Raw genomic sequence first — 16,416 nt, 5'->3', positions numbered from 1 at the left:
ATGAGAGTTAGAGCTCAAATAGGCATGGTGCTCAACCTTGACAAATGTATCGGTTGCCACACCTGCTCTGTAACTTGCAAGAATGTATGGACATCACGCGAAGGTGTCGAGTACGCATGGTTTAACAATGTCGAAACCAAGCCGGGTATTGGCTATCCCAAAGAGTGGGAGAATCAGGAAAAATGGAATGGTGGCTGGACTCGGCATAGCAATGGCAAACTAACTCCCAAACAGGGTGGTAAACTGCGCATTCTGGCCAACATTTTCGCCAACCCTGATCTTCCGGGTATTGATGATTACTACGAGCCGTTCGATTTCGACTATCAGCATCTGCATAAAGCCGGTGAGGGTAAACACCAACCTGTTGCACGTCCTCGTTCATTGATTACGGGTCAGCGCATGGAAAAAATTGACTGGGGCCCTAACTGGGAAGAAATCCTCGGTACAGAGTTTTCCAAGCGTCGTGCTGACAGTAACTTCAATCAGATCCAGGCCGATATGTACGGTGAGTTTGAAAAGACTTTCATGATGTATCTGCCGCGCCTGTGCGAGCATTGCATCAACCCAGCTTGTGTAGCGTCCTGCCCATCTGGGGCAATCTACAAGCGTGAAGAAGACGGCATTGTGTTGATCGATCAGGACAAGTGTCGCGGCTGGCGGATGTGCGTCAGCGGATGCCCGTACAAGAAGATTTATTACAACTGGAAAACCGGTAAATCTGAGAAATGTATTTTCTGCTATCCACGTATTGAAGCTGGACAACCCACAGTCTGTTCTGAGACCTGTGTAGGTCGCATTCGCTACTTAGGCGTTATGCTCTATGATGCTGACCGTGTGGAAGAAGCCGCCAGTGTTGCCAATGATAAGGATCTTTACCAGGCGCAGTGCGATATCTTCCTCGACCCATTCGATGAGGCGGTACAGGAAGCAGCACGCAAAGAGGGTATTCCCGACGCATGGTTAAAATCGGCGCAAGAGTCTCCTGTTTACAAGATGGCAATGGACTGGAAAGTCGCACTGCCGCTTCATCCTGAATACCGCACACTGCCAATGGTGTGGTACGTACCGCCTTTGAGCCCAATTCAAAGCGCTGTTGAGGCTGGTAGTGTACCCATGGATGGTGTCTTCCCAGACTTAAAAGCACTACGTATTCCAATGAAGTACTTGGCCAATATGTTAACCGCCGGTGACGAAGCCCCAGTTGAACATGCCTTAAAACGCATGATGGCGATGCGTAAGTTTAAGCGTTCACAACAGGTTGACGGTGAAGAAAATCTGGAAGCGCTAGAGCAAGCTGGTCTCAGTGTTGCGCAAGTTGAAGAAATGTATCGTTATATGGCGCTTGCCAATTACGAAGACCGATTTGTCATTCCGACCAGCCACAAAGCGTATGCAGCTGATGCTTATGACATGAAATCGGGTTGTGGTTTCAGCTTCGGTAACGGCTGTAGTGGCGGTGACAGCAGCATAGACCTATTTGGCGGTAAAAAACAAACCGTTCGTCAAGTCATCCCTGTGGAGGTACAAGAATAATGGAAATTTTAAAAGTCCTTTCAAGACTTCTTGATTATCCGACTGAGGCGCTGTACGAGCACAGTATCGATATCGCAGAGTTCATCGCAAACGATGCTGAGCTTGATGAAACCAACAAAGCGAGTCTGCTTGCATTTGTTGATCAGCGATTCTCAGACAGCTTACTTGACTGGCAGTCTGACTATGATGGTCTGTTTGAACGGGGTCGTTCATTGTCGCTACTCATTTATGAACACATTCATGGTGAATCGCGCGACAGGGGCCAGGCTATGGTCAATTTGCTTGAACAGTACCGAGCAGCGGGTCTGGACATCGGTGTAAGGGAGTTACCTGATTATATCCCTCTGTTTCTTGAATTTGTTAGCACACAAGGCAGCGAGAATGGCAAAGGCTGGTTGCAGGACATCTCGCCAATCCTTGCCCTTCTCCAAGTGCGCCTAGAAAAAAGAGGCAGTAACTATGGTGCAGTCTTTTCTGCATTAGTTGCGCTTTCTGGGGCGGCTATTGATGTGCAGGCATTACGTGAGCAAGTCAAAGATGAGAAGCGCGATGATACCAAAAAAGCGTTGGACAAAGTCTGGGAAGAAGAGGCTGTTACTTTTGGAGGCGACGCAGTAAACGGCGGTTGCCCGTCTCAGGTCAATCGACCCTCTGAGACGCAACGTCGTGACCAGGATGTTCCCATCAGTTTTGTAGATAATTCGTCAGCCCAAGCGGCTGAGCAAGCAATAAGGAGCTAGTTATGGCGTTTTTAGATATGTTCTTTTTTGGCATCTATCCTTATATCGCAACCGGGATTTTCTTTCTCGGCAGTCTTCTGCGCTATGACCGAGAGCAGTACAGTTGGAAGACGGGTTCAAGCCAGATGCTAAGTAGCAAAAACTTCCGGATAGCCAACATTTTGTTCCATGTCGGTATCATTGCGATCCTATTAGGACATTTTGCCGGCCTCGTTTTGCCGTGGGAGATTTGGCACGCACTTGGAATTTCTCTCGCAACTAAGCAAGTGATCGCCATGGGTGTGGGTGGCTTCTTTGGTGTACTTTGCTTCATTGGCTTAACCATGCTGGTGAAACGCCGTCTGTTTGACCCCAGGATCCGCGCTAACAGTAGTATGATGGACACTGGCATCCTGTTACTTATCTATCTGCAGTTAATCGTGGGTATGTTTACGATCGTGATCTCTTCAGGCCATATGGATGGTGCTGTGATGTATAACCTCATGAGCTGGTCTCGTTACTTACTGACATTCAGACCTGTCGAAGCAGTTGAGTTTATTTCAACGGTTCATCCGGTTTACAAGTTCCACGTTACATTAGGTATTACTCTGTTCGTACTATTCCCATTTAGCCGTTTGGTTCATATTTGGAGCGTTCCTGTGCAGTACGTGCGCAGAAGCTATCAGGTTGTTCGTTCAAGAGCATAATTTCCACAACCACACATTGGGGCAGGGAAGCCTCCTTTTTAAGTAGGATTGACAATGTCACTTACAAATACACCAGATATTACAGTAAACGGAAAAACCATTAGCGCGGCTATGATCGACGCTGAGGTTCAGTATCATCCCGCAGAATCACGCCGACAAGCGATGGTAAAAGCGGCAGAAACATTGATTATTGGTGAGCTGGTTACGCAAAAAGCGATGGAGAAAGGGATCCCGATTAATCCTGATTCAGATGCAATTGAACAAAACAGTCCATTGATTGATAGCTTATTAGCCTCTGAAGTCAGCGTACCGGAAGCTACAACCGAGGAATGCGAGCGCTATTACAGCGCAAACAAAGGTACGTTTAAAACAGCTCCGCTAATTGAAGCAAGTCATATATTGATTGCATCAGACCCAAAAGATCTTGAACACAGGGCTGAATCCCATGCTTTGGCGGTTAACCTTATTCATAAGTTGCAAGGCGGGGAATCGACTTTTGGCGAGTTAGCAAAACAGTTTTCTTCATGTCCTTCCAAAGATGTTGACGGCAGCTTAGGCCAGCTTTCACATGGCCAGACAGTAAAGGAGTTTGAACGCCAGGTATTTGCCGCTAATGAGGGGCTGATGCCACAGCCGGTAGAGACTCGCTATGGTTACCATGTTGTTCTTGTTGCTAGAAAAGTAGATGGCAAGCCGCTTTCCTACGATATGGTAAGCGAAAAAATCAAACAGTATCTTAATGATAAAGTGCATCGAAAAGCACTCTCGCAATATTTACATCGACTTGTCAGCGAAGCAGATATACAAGGTTTCAAGTTTGAATTCGATGATTCGATGTTAATGCAGTAGCGTTGTTTAGACTTGAATAAGTGGTGGGGTAAAAGATGACAAATCCCTTCACGGCGCGCTGGACAGCGCAAGGACACACGCTCTGTTTGGGGCATTGGGAAGTCAGCTTTAACCAACAGCTTTTGGAGTTGCCTCCAGTAAAAGCCGAGAACCACATGGGTACACGCGGTATTTTCAGTTGGCTATTCCCAGATGATGAAGAATATACTGAGGGATTAGAGATTCACGAATGGATTGAGGAGCAAGCGGACTGGCTTGTGCCGCTGTTTGAGCGTTACGACATTCCATTCGACGAACAGCATGTTGAGTGGTTTTATCAGGCGGTCAATCAAAATGACTGGCGATGCGGTAGTTGTGGTGGATGCCTTTGAGAGAGTAGGAATGGAGAAATGTTATGCGATAGTGAAACAGTGCTAAATTTGCGAGACAATATCCCCAGGCAGAGATTGCTAATACAGATTAATTGTAGAAGTTCAGACCAGATCTAACAGAGTACCAGTTTGGTCGGGTGTCTCGTCAGGTTAGTTTGAACCTAAATTCTTTTCAGCCCAAACCGCTTTACCATCAATGAGCGTTTCCATTGGCGTCCTGCCGCAGCATATTTTGCCCTGATGGGTTCGCTCATTGTTGTAGTAATCCAGCCACTCGTCCAGATCTTTCTGAAGCTCTTCCAGGCTCATATACAGGTTTTTACGGAATGTAATCTGATAGAACTCCTGCAAGATGGTTTTGTGGAAGCGCTCGCAGATACCATTTGTCTGTGGAGACTTGACCTTGGTCTTAGTATGTTCGATATCGTTAACGGCCAGATACATTTGGTAGTCATGATTCTCAACTTTGCCGCAGTATTCCGTACCTCGGTCAGTGAGGATACGCAGCATTGGTAGGTCGTGAGACTGGAAGAACGGCAGCACCTTGTCATTGAGTGTATCAGCTGCCGTAATAGGCGTTTTCATGGTGTACAGCTTGGCGAAAGCGACTTTGCTGTAGGTGTCCACAAACGTTTGCTGATAGACACGACCAACGCCTTTAAGTGTGCCGACATAAAACGTGTCCTGGGAGCCAAGATAGCCTGGATGAACCGTCTCGATCTCGCCGCTGGCTTCGTCATCCTGCTTTTTACGCTCTAGTGCCTGAACTTGGCTCTCAGTCAGGATAATTTGTTCTGTGGCTACCTTATCTTCAAGAGCAGCCAAGCGTCCTTTAAAGTTCGCTAAACCATGTCTCAGCCAGATTGAACGAACACCGCTGGGCGAAACAAATACACCACGCTTACGCAACTCGTTACTGGTTCGTGTTTGACCATGCGCAGGATATTCAACTGCGTAATCTACAACAGCCAATTCAATCGCTTCGTCAACGCGATTCTTCACGTTTGGTACACGCCTATTCTGATTCAATAGATTCTCAACGCCGCCATCTTCGACAGCTTGTTGATAGCGATAAAACGTGTCTCGTGATGTGCCCATGACTTTGCAGGCTTGAGAGATATTACCCAGTTCTTCAGCAAGATTTGAGTAAACCGACTTTGTGTTTAATAACAGGGTTGTTAGTATGCAACATGAGAGTTACCTTTTTGTTTAAGTTGGATTCGACACCCATACCTTAAACTGGTAACTCTCTCTTTTTAAAGGGAAATGTAAGATCTAGTCGAGACTTCTATAGATTAATTGGCTGCTTATGAAGGCTTGTTTATTAAAAGACTCTCAGAGTTTTTTACTAAACATAAAAATCACTAGAGTCACATTCGGCATATTATAATATATACTTACCTGTCAATTTATGCCGACTGACCTGCTCCCTACTAGCCGATCCACTTTGAACTTAGTAAAGTCCGCAACCAGAGGAAAATGCGGACATGAAAAAACGTTTTACTGAAGAACAAATCATCAACATCCTGAAAGAAGGCGAAGCAGGTATTCCTGTTAAAGAAATCTGTCGCAAGCACGGAATTTCCGATGCCACTTTTTATACCTGGTGAAAGAAGTATGCGGGTATGGAAGCACAAGATTTGAAACGTCTTAAACAGTTGGAAGAAGAAAATGCCAAGCTCAAACGCATGCTGGCAGAGTCCATGCTGGATAACGATGCACTCAAAGCGGCCCTGAATCGAAAGTATTAAACCCACAGGATAAGCGTGAGGCCGTGATGACCATGCTGGAAGAGACCGACGTTTCCCAGCGTCGAGCGTGCCTGCTTGTGGGATTATCACGCTCAACATTGTCGTATTCGCCTAAACGCCCTGAAATGGACAGTGACATTAAACAACGACTGACTGAGCTGGCTCAGGAGCGTCGTCGGTTCGGTTATCGTCGTCTTCACGCCATGCTAAGGCGCGAAGGCTTTGAGGTTAATCACAAGCGCGTTGATCGGCTCTATAGTGAATCAGGCTTGGCTGTAAAACGGCGTAAGAAGCGCAAAGGTGTCGCAGTTGACCGCCAGCCTCTTGAATTACCTGATTCGCCGAATGAAACCTGGTCGATGGACTTTGTAATGGACTCTTTGTCAGACGGACGACGACTAAAAACACTGACCATTGTGGACGACTTTACCAAAGAGTCCTTGGACATTGCGGTAGCTCGCAGCATAACTGGTGAGCATGTAACACGAATACTGGACAGTATTGCCCAGTTCAGAGGCTACCCCAGTGCTATCAGAACAGACCAGGGACCGGAGTTCACGGGGAATGCATTAGACCAATGGGCTTATCAGCACAGCGTGCAGCTCAAACTGATACAACCTGGAAAGCCAGTGCAGAATGCTTACATCGAAAGCTTCAACGGTAAATTCCGCGATGAGTGCCTAAATGAACATTGGTTTACCTCGCTTCATCAAGCACGAGAAATCATTGCTGAATGGCGGAAAGACTATAACGAAAACCGACCACACTCTTCACTGGATTACAAAACCCCATCAGAGTTTGCATCCCAATTCAGATGGACAAAACGAACTAAGAGAAGTATTAATTGAAATCGACTTTGCTAACCAAGAAGTGGATCAAGATCTGGGGGCAGGTCATCATCATTTTCATCGAACCCGACTATCCATTTAATAATCGCGAAATATATTTTTCTCACTTTGTTCTGTTCTCAAAAACATTCTAGTAAGTTTGAGCAAAGCGGTAGCTGCCCAAGGAATCGGTCGATTTAGAGTTTTCCCTGCAAGTTTTTTAGCTTGCAGGGTTGCTGTTTTAGAAGCATGCATTAGGGAAAACCTAATGCTCGAGTTGCTTTCTGTATTCCGACTTTAATCATTCTTTTAGGTAACTGAGTTGATGTTCTCAGTGCTCTATACGCTTCTCTTTTCGAGAGGTTACTCGCCTTATATTTAGCACCAACAAAAAAGCTCAGTGCCTCGTTCGTTGCTACATTTTGTAGTCTGTGTTTTTCGAGGTTTACATGCTCCCTTCGCCGATGCACAAGTTGCGAGACAAGTGCCGGATAGCGATATTCAAGATAGCCGATACTAATTCCTGTTGCTTCAGCAACTTCCCTGATAGTTGGAGGTGAATTCTGTTGTTTAAGATAGTGTTTGATCTTCCTAATTATCAATCTGTGGTCATTTTTTACTTTCTTTCTGACTTCGAGAAATCCAGGAGGCAACGCACAAAATAGCTTCGGATCTAATGACATAGTCACTTCTTTTGCTTTCCCAGCAAGAAACTCATAAAGAGGCAGCCCCAATCTAAAGGCAATTTTACGTGCTGTCTTGAAACTGATCTCTTTCTGCTGATGAGTAAGGGACAGCATTTCGTCCCTACTCATTACAGAATAAAATTCGCTCTCTCGATTTGAATCCCAATAGTAATCCAACAGAGAATTCAATGAGGTAACTGCGCCATTTTCTGGAAAGTGTTTGGCAGGAATATCGTTCATATGTTGAAAGAGTTTCACTACATCAACGCCAATGTCATCCCAGGAATGGCGAATACTAGAACGTCTAAGGCGCGTTTTACGCTTCCTAAGCTCATGCCCACAAAACTGACATAAACCCATTTCTTTCACTCGGGTATATGTATTTTGAGTCTTATTGCAGCTCGGACATACTTCTAATATAGGAGTTCTATGGATTGGGCAGGCAGTAACTGACTTCATGAACCAAATGAGTTTGAAATATGCAGGTATGCACAACTGTGACATTTCATGAAAGCATTCCGGACACCATCGGAAGTTCTTGGATACTTCCCCTCTCGAGGCTCCTAGAGCTTTGTCGAGGATCCATAAATAAGATTCATCTAAGGACTGATTTGTGTATATTTCCAGTAAACTTTTAATGTATTTAGACGTTATCCCGGGAGTTGCCAAATCTCCCGGCAATATATAGTGTGGCACGCGCTGCGTATTTGAAAACCTGTTCTCCCTGCAAGCCAGATTATGAAGCGCTTTCATGAACTCGCCCACAGAGTAGCCATGTTCATACGAAAGCCTGTACAGATAAGAGGGTAGAGCCTCAATATCCATGGTACCTTTTCCTTGAAGAGATAGCGGAAACAGCATTAGTAATTCCTCTTCTCTGAACGATTCCCCGCAGGTATTCTCGCTGGTTTCCTCTGGAATGGCGTTTTGCCCTTAGGTTTTGGATTTTTCCCTTCTGAGACCTCATAGCCTGCCGTTTCAATCTTCAATGTTTCTAATGAACGCTCACCTTCTTCAATTTCACTCCAAATTGACTCGAGATTAGCTGCAGGTTGAAAAACTAGATCTAAGATATTTGAAGTGATCATCGTTTCAGTAGAGCAAGCCAAATTGTTTGCAGCAATTAGCAATGATCGCAAAAGCCCAATGCACCCAAAGGTTTGCCTGTGTAGCCTTTGAATTTCCTGTTTCAGTTCAAAATCGATTGGAGTGTCCAAGCATTCCAAGAATTTTGAAGCTATAGAGTAAAAATGCGATAGGTCACTTGCCTCCGCTTTATATCTGGGGAGGTGGATTGTTCTTGTCCTGCCCAGTAAATGGGGAGAGTTTTGCATCACGTTGAGAATTGGGTACGTGCCGACAAGCACTAAAGTAAAGCCACTAGACTCTGCCAGGGACTTCCAACCGTCAAGTACAGCGTGAGCCGCTTGTGCCCCCTTGGTTACATATCTTGCATGTTGAGCTTCATCTATGACGAGGTATCTTACACCTCTATTAGCAAATGCTCGTTCCAACATGTTGCTCATGGCATTTTCTGTGATTCTGTCGAATCTGGCAGCCATTTCTAAGTCGCTCACAGACAGCTTGAAGGATGGGTGGTCTAGCATTTGTAGCATTCGAAAAGTAAATGCTTTTGTAGAAAATATACCGTGAGGTCCGGTATTTTTAGCGAGTATGTAGCTGCACAGGTACGAGCTTGTAGTGTCATTTCTGGGATTCCCACATAGCATCTTTATCAGTTCCAGTATGAGGCGCGTTTTCCCAGAGCGAGATGGTCCGAGCAAAAGAATGACCTCTCCTGGAAGCGCAGTAATTAGTGAGTTAAATGCATAGGCAAGCGCTTCATTCCAGTTTCTATGGTTTAGTTTTAAGTCTAGTCTGTTTAGATTATTCATGACCATGACTCCGTGCTCAGTTCAACAAGTTCAAGGTCTAATACCTCTTGTTCAGGTGGCAGGATACTGGAGCCTTCGTCAGCGAGCGGTTCTGCGAGACAGTCTGCGTCATAACAACTATTCAATTCACGAATCAGTTTTGCTATGTCAAGGTCTGCTGCTTCTCTAAGTTTTCTTCTGAATTGTGCTCCTTCAATACCAATCAGCCCTTTTTCAAACTGATGCTCTTTTGGAAGGGTTGAATATGTTGAAATATTTGCACTGTATAGTGCACACCATCTGTTATTGATGAAGCCATACACAACATGTGGATTTTCTGGATCTATTCGGATCTCAATTTGCGACTTTTTCAGGTTTGAGTCCGAGATATCAGAGCTGAAATACCAAAGTTCGTTGATCTTGACGCCTCTTTTGGTGTCAAGGACGTACTTCCTTTCGTCTACAGCAGTGAACAAATAGAACTCATCGTCGGGAATTACATGAACCGCTACCCGAGGAAACTCAGAGTGACGCCTATTAAAAGCGTCATGCCTAGAGCAATTATCTATGTTTGAAGGTTTAGCATCGCGGAAAGAACAAAACTGATGTAGTTCACTGTACAAGTCGTATGCGCGCAGTATTGCGTATCTTTTTGGGATGTGAGTGCCGTCTGATTCTCTGGCATCCTTGAAGTTAGCTAGATTTCCTGGTCGTTGCGACAGCCAGCTTGTTTTGAAATCGCCGAAAAGACCTTCTATTTCACCGCCGTACCTCGGAAAACTTGCCGGACGAAATGATAGGGTGATCTCGTAATGAGCACATAAGGCTGCAAAGTAGGTTGAACGAAAGTCAGAGCCTCTATCAACTATAATTTCTCGAGGAAGTTTGCTGTGATTTCGAACGCATTCCCTAATAACTTTGCAGCATGATGATTTTGAGGGTGGTTTGAAACTGAGTGTTATTGCTAAAACACGTCCAGTACTTATATCAATCATTGCAGTGAGCCAAGGGCGTTCCGCATATACAACGCCATCATGTGATCCCACAATCAAAAAGACGTCAGCTAAATAGTGGTCAATTGAGGCCCGCTCCCAGGGTAATTGCGCTCTAAGATTTCTGCTGTGAGGGTTTGTAGATTGGGAATCAGCGTTCTTTCCGCGTCTCCCTCTGCGGATTCCTGAAATAAAGTTCTTAGGTAGCGATTTAATGGCCTTCGTAAAGGTTTGTCGCGACACCGGGCTAAATGAAGGATGTGCTTCTAGCGCAGCCTGCCAGTATTGTTTATGTCCCCAGTAAAAGCTAAGTCCCTGTTTTGGCGCAAATTCGTTTTGGATATATTGAGTTAAAAACTCCACAACTGTCGTGTGCAGTTTTCTTTTTCTATTTCCAGAAAGATAATGCCTCGAAATCAGAGACTGAAACGGCGTGAGTCCTTTAGTCTTCCCTTCTCTTATTTGTTGTTTCCATCGACGGGTACTTCTGTTTTTTTCTCCAGACTGAATTCGCTCTAGTCGATTCAGTACTTTATTAACTTCTGTACTATTCGGTAGCGTAGTACATTCTACCGGAACAAAGCCATTACTCTGAGAAACCTTGTGTGTCTGAAGCTCTTTCAGAGCTTCTATGTGGAGGATGTCTCTAAACAGTTTTGTTGAATCGGGTTCAGACAATAATTCTGAATCGAGGTCTGCTACGAGATACCCATCACGGATCAGTTTTAATATTGAATTGTAGTTTTCTAGCTTTAAAGCAATGCGTAGTTCATTCATCGTGTAAGCGAACTGGCGTTCGAAAGCTCTGTCTACAGCGTTTTGAATATCTAATAAATCGATATTTAAGTCATCGTGATGAGATAGGAGGTCTAGATTGAACGCTTTTACTTGCATAGAGGTTTTGAATGCAAAAACCTCGTGTTCTATTCCGATTAAATTAAATGCATCTTGTGCGGGCTTGTATATAAATGTGTCTTCAGATCTTTGAATCCAGTCTTTTGGCTTTTCCCCGACTAGCTTAAGTAGTGTTTCATGTGGCTTTACTTCAATTACACGTGGTCCTCGCGTTGTCAGGACCAGAAAGTCGGCGGTGTAACTACCTCTTCGTTTCTGTCCATTTTTTCCAGTTCTGTAAACATCGATAGGTTCGATCTGGTCCCAAATCTCTAAGCAGCGGTCATCATTTTCATTAAATAATTTAAAACACCACTCGGGCCCGCGGCTCTCGGTCGAAATGGTATGGCGCATTTTCTTCGACGGGACATGTGATATCACGTTCGATGTTGCGTTTACGCCAACCATTCTGCTTGGCGGGTTGTTTCTTATGTAATTAATGTATTGGATTGCTTCCTTACTCAGCTTGTGTGTTACGTTGCAGTATTCGTAGAATTCATATTCGTTAAGCATAAGTATTCCTCTGTCCGAGGTGTCGTCAGTGTCAAACAAGCGAGCGCCAGCCTCGAAACGCATTATTCGATTTAAAAACTTGACGATTCAGCTACTCGGAGGGATACTTAATGTGTGAAGCGAAGGTATCACCTTCAATGAGAGCCGAAATCAGTCAAACTGGTTTCGGTTTTTTGTTTTCTATTGCACGGTTTTTAGCTCCTTCTTTTTTATGCACGTAACATGTTGTTGATGCTTTGCTCGACCTCTTTAGTCTTTGCATACAAGCCAGTTTTTGTTCGAAATTTATAGAGAGGGACAGGGAGTGTTTTTCTGCTATGAGCTTTCCGAACTGCTGCAACGCTTGGGTACTTCAACAGATCAGCAACTTCTTCTAGATTCAAAAGTTCACCATATTTATCTGAGAGCTTCGACGGAGAGCGCTTCAAACCATTATGGCCACAATGATTATTCATGGTTCATGTCCAATTATGTCCAACACCGTCACGTTATCAGACTATGAATTACTCTTCTCGGTAAACTATATTGAGTAAAAACCTTGTATTTTTTACCCAAGTGAAATGACCCGGAAAGCATTTTCAAAAAAGACAGATAGTTTCTTCGCAGCCAATTTTGGACAGCATTATCAAGCTCAGGATGAGGTCAGTCTCATTCAAACAAATGTAGTATTGGATTTTGTTTGCAGAAGATATGAACTAACGGATAAGGAGCTTGAAGCGAATGTATGGGGGGAAAGGGAGTCTAGTGGAAATTTGAATAAATGGAGACGAGGACACAATGCTATGTCTTCTTCTATAGCCAAGAAAATCGACTTTTCATTCCCTGGCGCTAAGTTTGTTTATGACCTTCCTGTTTTTAACCTATTAAAGTATAAAAGAATTTCTGAGACTGATTTGCTGAACCTGGAGTGTGTCGGTTCCCATGAAGCATTGGTTGGCCTTTATGAACCTGACTCTGATAGCACAAAGCAAATAAAGACTGTTAGTTATTATGACAAGCATATAAAACATATTCATCCCATTGAAATGTTTCTCAAAGGAAATGTACTTGGCTTCGAAAACTTACTTTTCTTACTCAGAATGTCCAAAGTAAAGAATGACGAAGAGAACTTTTTAAAATGTTTAGCTCATTTGTACGCCGCGTTTCCCTGCTTCGCCAAATGCCAATTATTCAATGGTTACTGGTATAGGCTTCTTTTATCGGTGTGGTATCTACAAAACCTGATGCCTCTTACTATTGGTCTAATAAAGCCAAACATTACAGTCATAAGGCAACAGGTTTTCTGTGACATATGCCCCACAAATCTTTATCGTGACATGATGAGTCGTAGTGAAGTCTATCCACTCTCACTCAAATATAAAAAAGCTTTTCAGTTATCCTGCTTCGATTATGATCACGACCCTTTGCAGGTACCTACTGTAAGGAGAGAGAACGGTTTTATGATGTCGATGCGTAGGCTCTACAGTACGTAATAACTTTTACTAAGTTCAGCTATTTGCATTTGAGGGTTGCAAATTGTAAGTCCGATAGACTGGAGAGATATCCGTTTTGTACATAACTTGGTTGGGAACTGCTGGATAGTTAAAGTCGCCTAAAGACAAGCAACACTCATCAAGGCTTTCATTGTTAATCTCTAATCGCTACGATGAAATCTGGCATGTCCACGGAGTCAAGGAATGATAGAAATCATCACCACAGTTATTGTTATTGCCATCGTGATAATCGCGCTAAAACCACGCAGTGACAATACAAAAGATAGCGTTCCGCAAGCAAAACAACATTCCCAAAAAAACCATCAACCTGTCGCTGCGCCAGCCAACATTGGCTGCAAGCACCTCGAGATAGATTTGGAGTGCGATAGCTCAAGAAATACCAAAAAAGTTGAAAGTAAGTTCGCCTGGTTGCAGGCACGTTGGAAGACCGTATTTGAGCAGCGTGACAGTGGTATGGAGAGTGAGCTTGTCGACGACTGGTATTTCGACTCGCCTACTGAGCATCAAATAAACCGTCTTAAAGAGGATGGCGTTATCGTTAAACGCGGCGATTTAACAAAGGGCCAGTACTCAGACCTTATTGGTATACTGGCTCAGCCAGAAGAAGAAACGTTAGCCATCATAAAATTCTTTGGTGGCTCGATAAAAGGATTGTCTGATTCTGAAGCAGGTGCTCAAGTACGGATGTTGTTTGCCAATGAAGAAAACAGAACGGCATGGAAAAATCGGCCTGCCACGGCAAGGCAGAAGCAGTTCCTAAAGGCGATGGGAGAAAAAGTACCAAGAGGGCTGACTCATTTGTCTGCTGAACAATTACAGTATGATTGTTACCACAAGTATTATGACAGCTACGATGACTATGTGGAGAACCTTGAGGATAAAGAACAGGCGATACCATTAGCCCAATGGGAGCTAAAACATAAAGCGTTAACAGACTGGGAGCATTATGAAGAAATTCAGGATGAATTTGCTGATCCAGATTTTCGCGACACGTACGATATTAAGAAAGTGCCGATAGGTCAGCTGAATACAGCGATAGAACAATTAAAAGATAAAGGTATCACCCTCTCAGAGATGGCTGATGACCTCGATTTAGTTACCGCGCAGTGCATCAACAACAACCCCAGCTTAGAACGACAATGACGATGGCTTCTGGAGCAATTGAGACAAATGAATGGTGTTTCTTATAAGCGGTTATTTATGTGTGGTAGCTCATATCTGATTTGACACTTTTATGTTCAGGATGAGACTGAATCTGACAGACAGATAAAGACAATCTACGGTCGTTCACATCTGGACGCCTTTTCATTGATCGAATGATCAAAAATGCTTGTTTACAGACATTGAAGTAATGAACGAGAAGAGGACAATTTGCGAAGCTAAATATATTCAGTGGGTAGTAATTACATACTTTTGGATAAATCTATTTTTTCATTGCGACTTAGCCTAGACTCAAGAGGAATAATGGAATGAGTGTAATAGAAATGGACTTTACATTATGAGCAATGAACCACAACCTATCATTAGCAAGCACTTAGCCCCGTTAATTGAAAAGCACTTTCAATCTTTAGGGTTTTCATCAAATGATGGATATAGATTTTTCCGAGTAAATAACAATCTAGTGCATTTCATGATTTTCTCTGTACAGCACCAAGAAGTCGGTAGTGCTGGTGTGAGAACAGGCGGTAATCACCTTTTATTCAGATTTGGTGAATTTCTTACATATGACCCTAATCTAGACCTCTCTCCTAGGTTCTTACCTTGGGGAAGCAACGACCATCTTACTGAAACGGATGCGATTGTGTTCAAGGAAAAGAAACACTTTAAAACAGCAGCAGCAAAAGTAATGAAAGCAATATCCGACATTGATTCTCTGCGCTTCAGTAAAATTAGCTCAGAAGAGGAATACGAGAATTTTCGACTCAGAGGCTCCCCTTCGATACTTAAGCTGCTTTACTTAACCACAGCTGGTCGACAAGCTGAAGTTGATGTTTGGGTCGAGCTTCTTAGTAACAAACACCGAGGCTTAAGCTGTACTAAAAGTTATGAAAATAATGAAAACCTAGAGTACTTTTTGGACCAGCCATCATCGCTTGAAACGCTGTTCATTGCAGCCAATCAAGAAGAGCGAAATTTAATCATTGATAAACTCAAGATTGAGAATATTAAAAAATTCAGACTGGAGTTTTTGAATGAGGCAGTATAAAGATCCGACCAAAAATGCACTAAGAAATCTAATTGAACCACACCTTTCCAAACTTGGATTTCAAAGGTCAAAAGAGAAAGACTTCTATAGAATAAGAGGTGCACTACTTGACCACATTTATTTTGGATTTGGTCGTTGGGGCTCAGACGTCATCTACATATACTGTTCAGTGCATTTGCTATCAAGTCCGATAGATGATGTAGATTCATACGACGTAGGTTTCAGGCTAAGTTCAAAATGGAGTTCGAAGAATCATGACGTTGCAATGAAGTATGCAAGAGACATACTTGCAGAAGTTGAATCTTGCGCTTTTGAGTGGTTTAGAACCATAGACAGCTTAGAAAAGCTTGAGGGAGCTTGTTTTAATTCCGGACCTGAAGTGGCTTTTATCGCTCTTGAAAAAGGCGACTTAAGCAAAGCAAAAATACTTCTTGAAGATGCCTTATCACGTAAAGCACCACTAATTTATGATAGTGGATATCCAGGCTGGAGAGAAAACGAGTATGGATTGAACGAGGAATATCAAGAATATTTGCTCAATGCCCTTAATGCTGTTAATTCAAATTCGGTCGAAAGCTTGAAAACTAATTTGATATCAGAGCGTTGTGCCAAATTGGGTATCACAGTACGTTGAGCAATAAAAGTTGGTATTACACAATGTTATTCAATGCTAGCAAATGCAACTTAGCGGTAGTTAGAAATTACATTTGTGAATGTCCGCTTGCCCTTTTTTCACTTTCACTGCCGCTAGAAACCGACCGTCTGAAATACGTACAAAGCTGATCCTCATTTTTCAATTTGCAACCAGCCGAAGCTTTTCGGTGTTGTGACGGATAAGCGATGTTCAAACCCTAGAATGCAAATAGCCAATTCTTTAGTTACCTCTGACTGCAACATACTGAACGCGGCTCTTCATCATAAACGGGGGACATCAGCTTTCATTAAACTGATTTTGCGAAGATCATTTAATGGAGCGAGCCGATGTCCCACGCAGGTACTAT

13 protein-coding genes and 2 pseudogenes are annotated in these 16,416 nt (G+C 43.5%); 10 read left to right on the top strand and 5 right to left on the bottom strand.

Annotated elements, in window-relative coordinates:
* The 5 genes from narH to G441_RS0107405 all read left to right on the top strand — a co-directional run bounded on the left by narH (window position 1) and on the right by G441_RS0107405 (window position 4,179).
* Entirely contained in the window at window positions 1-1,533 is a 1,533-nt protein-coding gene (gene narH, locus G441_RS0107425; protein ID WP_026375759.1) for a nitrate reductase subunit beta, read from the top strand.
* The gene (gene narJ, locus G441_RS0107420) at window positions 1,533-2,273 is read left to right on the top strand and encodes a nitrate reductase molybdenum cofactor assembly chaperone (RefSeq protein ID WP_026375758.1); all 741 of its coding nucleotides are present in this window, start codon (window positions 1,533-1,535) and stop codon (window positions 2,271-2,273) included. The genes narH and narJ overlap by 1 nt, the downstream gene beginning before the upstream one ends.
* Window positions 2,274-2,275: 2 nt before the next feature.
* Complete coding sequence (gene narI / locus G441_RS0107415) at window positions 2,276-2,959, top strand: respiratory nitrate reductase subunit gamma (protein WP_026375757.1); 684 nt, start codon at window positions 2,276-2,278, stop codon at window positions 2,957-2,959.
* Between the two features lie 111 nt (window positions 2,960-3,070).
* The gene (locus tag G441_RS0107410) at window positions 3,071-3,808 is read left to right on the top strand and encodes a peptidylprolyl isomerase (RefSeq protein WP_240485100.1); all 738 of its coding nucleotides are present in this window, start codon (window positions 3,071-3,073) and stop codon (window positions 3,806-3,808) included.
* 35 nt (window positions 3,809-3,843) lie between these two features.
* Entirely contained in the window at window positions 3,844-4,179 is a 336-nt protein-coding gene (locus G441_RS0107405; protein ID WP_026375755.1) for a hypothetical protein, read from the top strand.
* A 150-nt stretch (window positions 4,180-4,329) separates the two neighbouring features.
* Here the strand turns inward: G441_RS0107405 and G441_RS18200 are convergent.
* A pseudogene (locus tag G441_RS18200) lies at window positions 4,330-5,371 on the bottom strand (IS481 family transposase).
* Window positions 5,372-5,666: 295 nt separating this feature from the next.
* Here G441_RS18200 and G441_RS0107390 point away from each other — a divergent pair.
* Window positions 5,667-6,778, top strand: a pseudogene (locus G441_RS0107390) (IS3 family transposase).
* A 78-nt stretch (window positions 6,779-6,856) separates the two neighbouring features.
* Here G441_RS0107390 and G441_RS19655 read toward each other — a convergent pair.
* From G441_RS19655 to G441_RS0107370, 4 genes are read right to left on the bottom strand one after another with little or no spacing between them, the layout of a single operon-like run.
* A complete protein-coding gene (locus G441_RS19655) occupies window positions 6,857-7,012 on the bottom strand; it encodes a hypothetical protein (RefSeq protein ID WP_156896307.1) in 156 nt (51 codons plus the stop codon).
* Complete coding sequence (locus G441_RS0107380; RefSeq protein WP_026375753.1) at window positions 7,012-8,304, bottom strand: TniQ family protein; 1,293 nt, start codon at window positions 8,302-8,304, stop codon at window positions 7,012-7,014. Before G441_RS0107380 ends, G441_RS19655 begins: the two co-directional genes overlap by 1 nt.
* Window positions 8,304-9,338 carry an AAA family ATPase gene (locus G441_RS0107375; protein WP_169726059.1) on the bottom strand — a complete coding sequence of 345 codons (1,035 nt, stop codon included), beginning with the start codon at window positions 9,336-9,338 and terminating at the stop codon, window positions 8,304-8,306. Before G441_RS0107375 ends, G441_RS0107380 begins: the two co-directional genes overlap by 1 nt.
* On the bottom strand, window positions 9,335-11,716 hold the full coding sequence (locus G441_RS0107370) for a DDE-type integrase/transposase/recombinase (protein ID WP_169726058.1): 2,382 nt from the start codon (window positions 11,714-11,716) through the stop codon (window positions 9,335-9,337). The genes G441_RS0107375 and G441_RS0107370 overlap by 4 nt, the downstream gene beginning before the upstream one ends.
* A 560-nt stretch (window positions 11,717-12,276) precedes the next feature.
* On the opposite strand from G441_RS0107370, the gene G441_RS0107360 reads away from it, so the two are divergent.
* From G441_RS0107360 to G441_RS0107345, 4 genes are all read left to right on the top strand, one after another.
* Window positions 12,277-13,188 carry a hypothetical protein gene (locus tag G441_RS0107360; RefSeq protein WP_026375749.1) on the top strand — a complete coding sequence of 304 codons (912 nt, stop codon included), beginning with the start codon at window positions 12,277-12,279 and terminating at the stop codon, window positions 13,186-13,188.
* 204 nt (window positions 13,189-13,392) lie between these two features.
* Window positions 13,393-14,352, top strand: a complete 960-nt coding sequence (locus G441_RS0107355) for a hypothetical protein (RefSeq protein ID WP_026375748.1) — start codon at window positions 13,393-13,395, stop codon at window positions 14,350-14,352.
* A gap of 355 nt (window positions 14,353-14,707) precedes the next feature.
* Window positions 14,708-15,415 carry a hypothetical protein gene (locus G441_RS0107350; RefSeq protein ID WP_026375747.1) on the top strand — a complete coding sequence of 236 codons (708 nt, stop codon included), beginning with the start codon at window positions 14,708-14,710 and terminating at the stop codon, window positions 15,413-15,415.
* Entirely contained in the window at window positions 15,402-16,049 is a 648-nt protein-coding gene (locus tag G441_RS0107345; protein WP_026375746.1) for a hypothetical protein, read from the top strand. Before G441_RS0107350 ends, G441_RS0107345 begins: the two co-directional genes overlap by 14 nt.
* Window positions 16,050-16,416 lie beyond the last annotated feature (367 nt).

Source organism: Aestuariibacter salexigens DSM 15300 (assembly GCF_000429145.1).
Taxonomy (GTDB): domain Bacteria; phylum Pseudomonadota; class Gammaproteobacteria; order Enterobacterales; family Alteromonadaceae; genus Aestuariibacter; species Aestuariibacter salexigens.
This window is presented reverse-complemented; position numbering and strand designations above follow the sequence as displayed.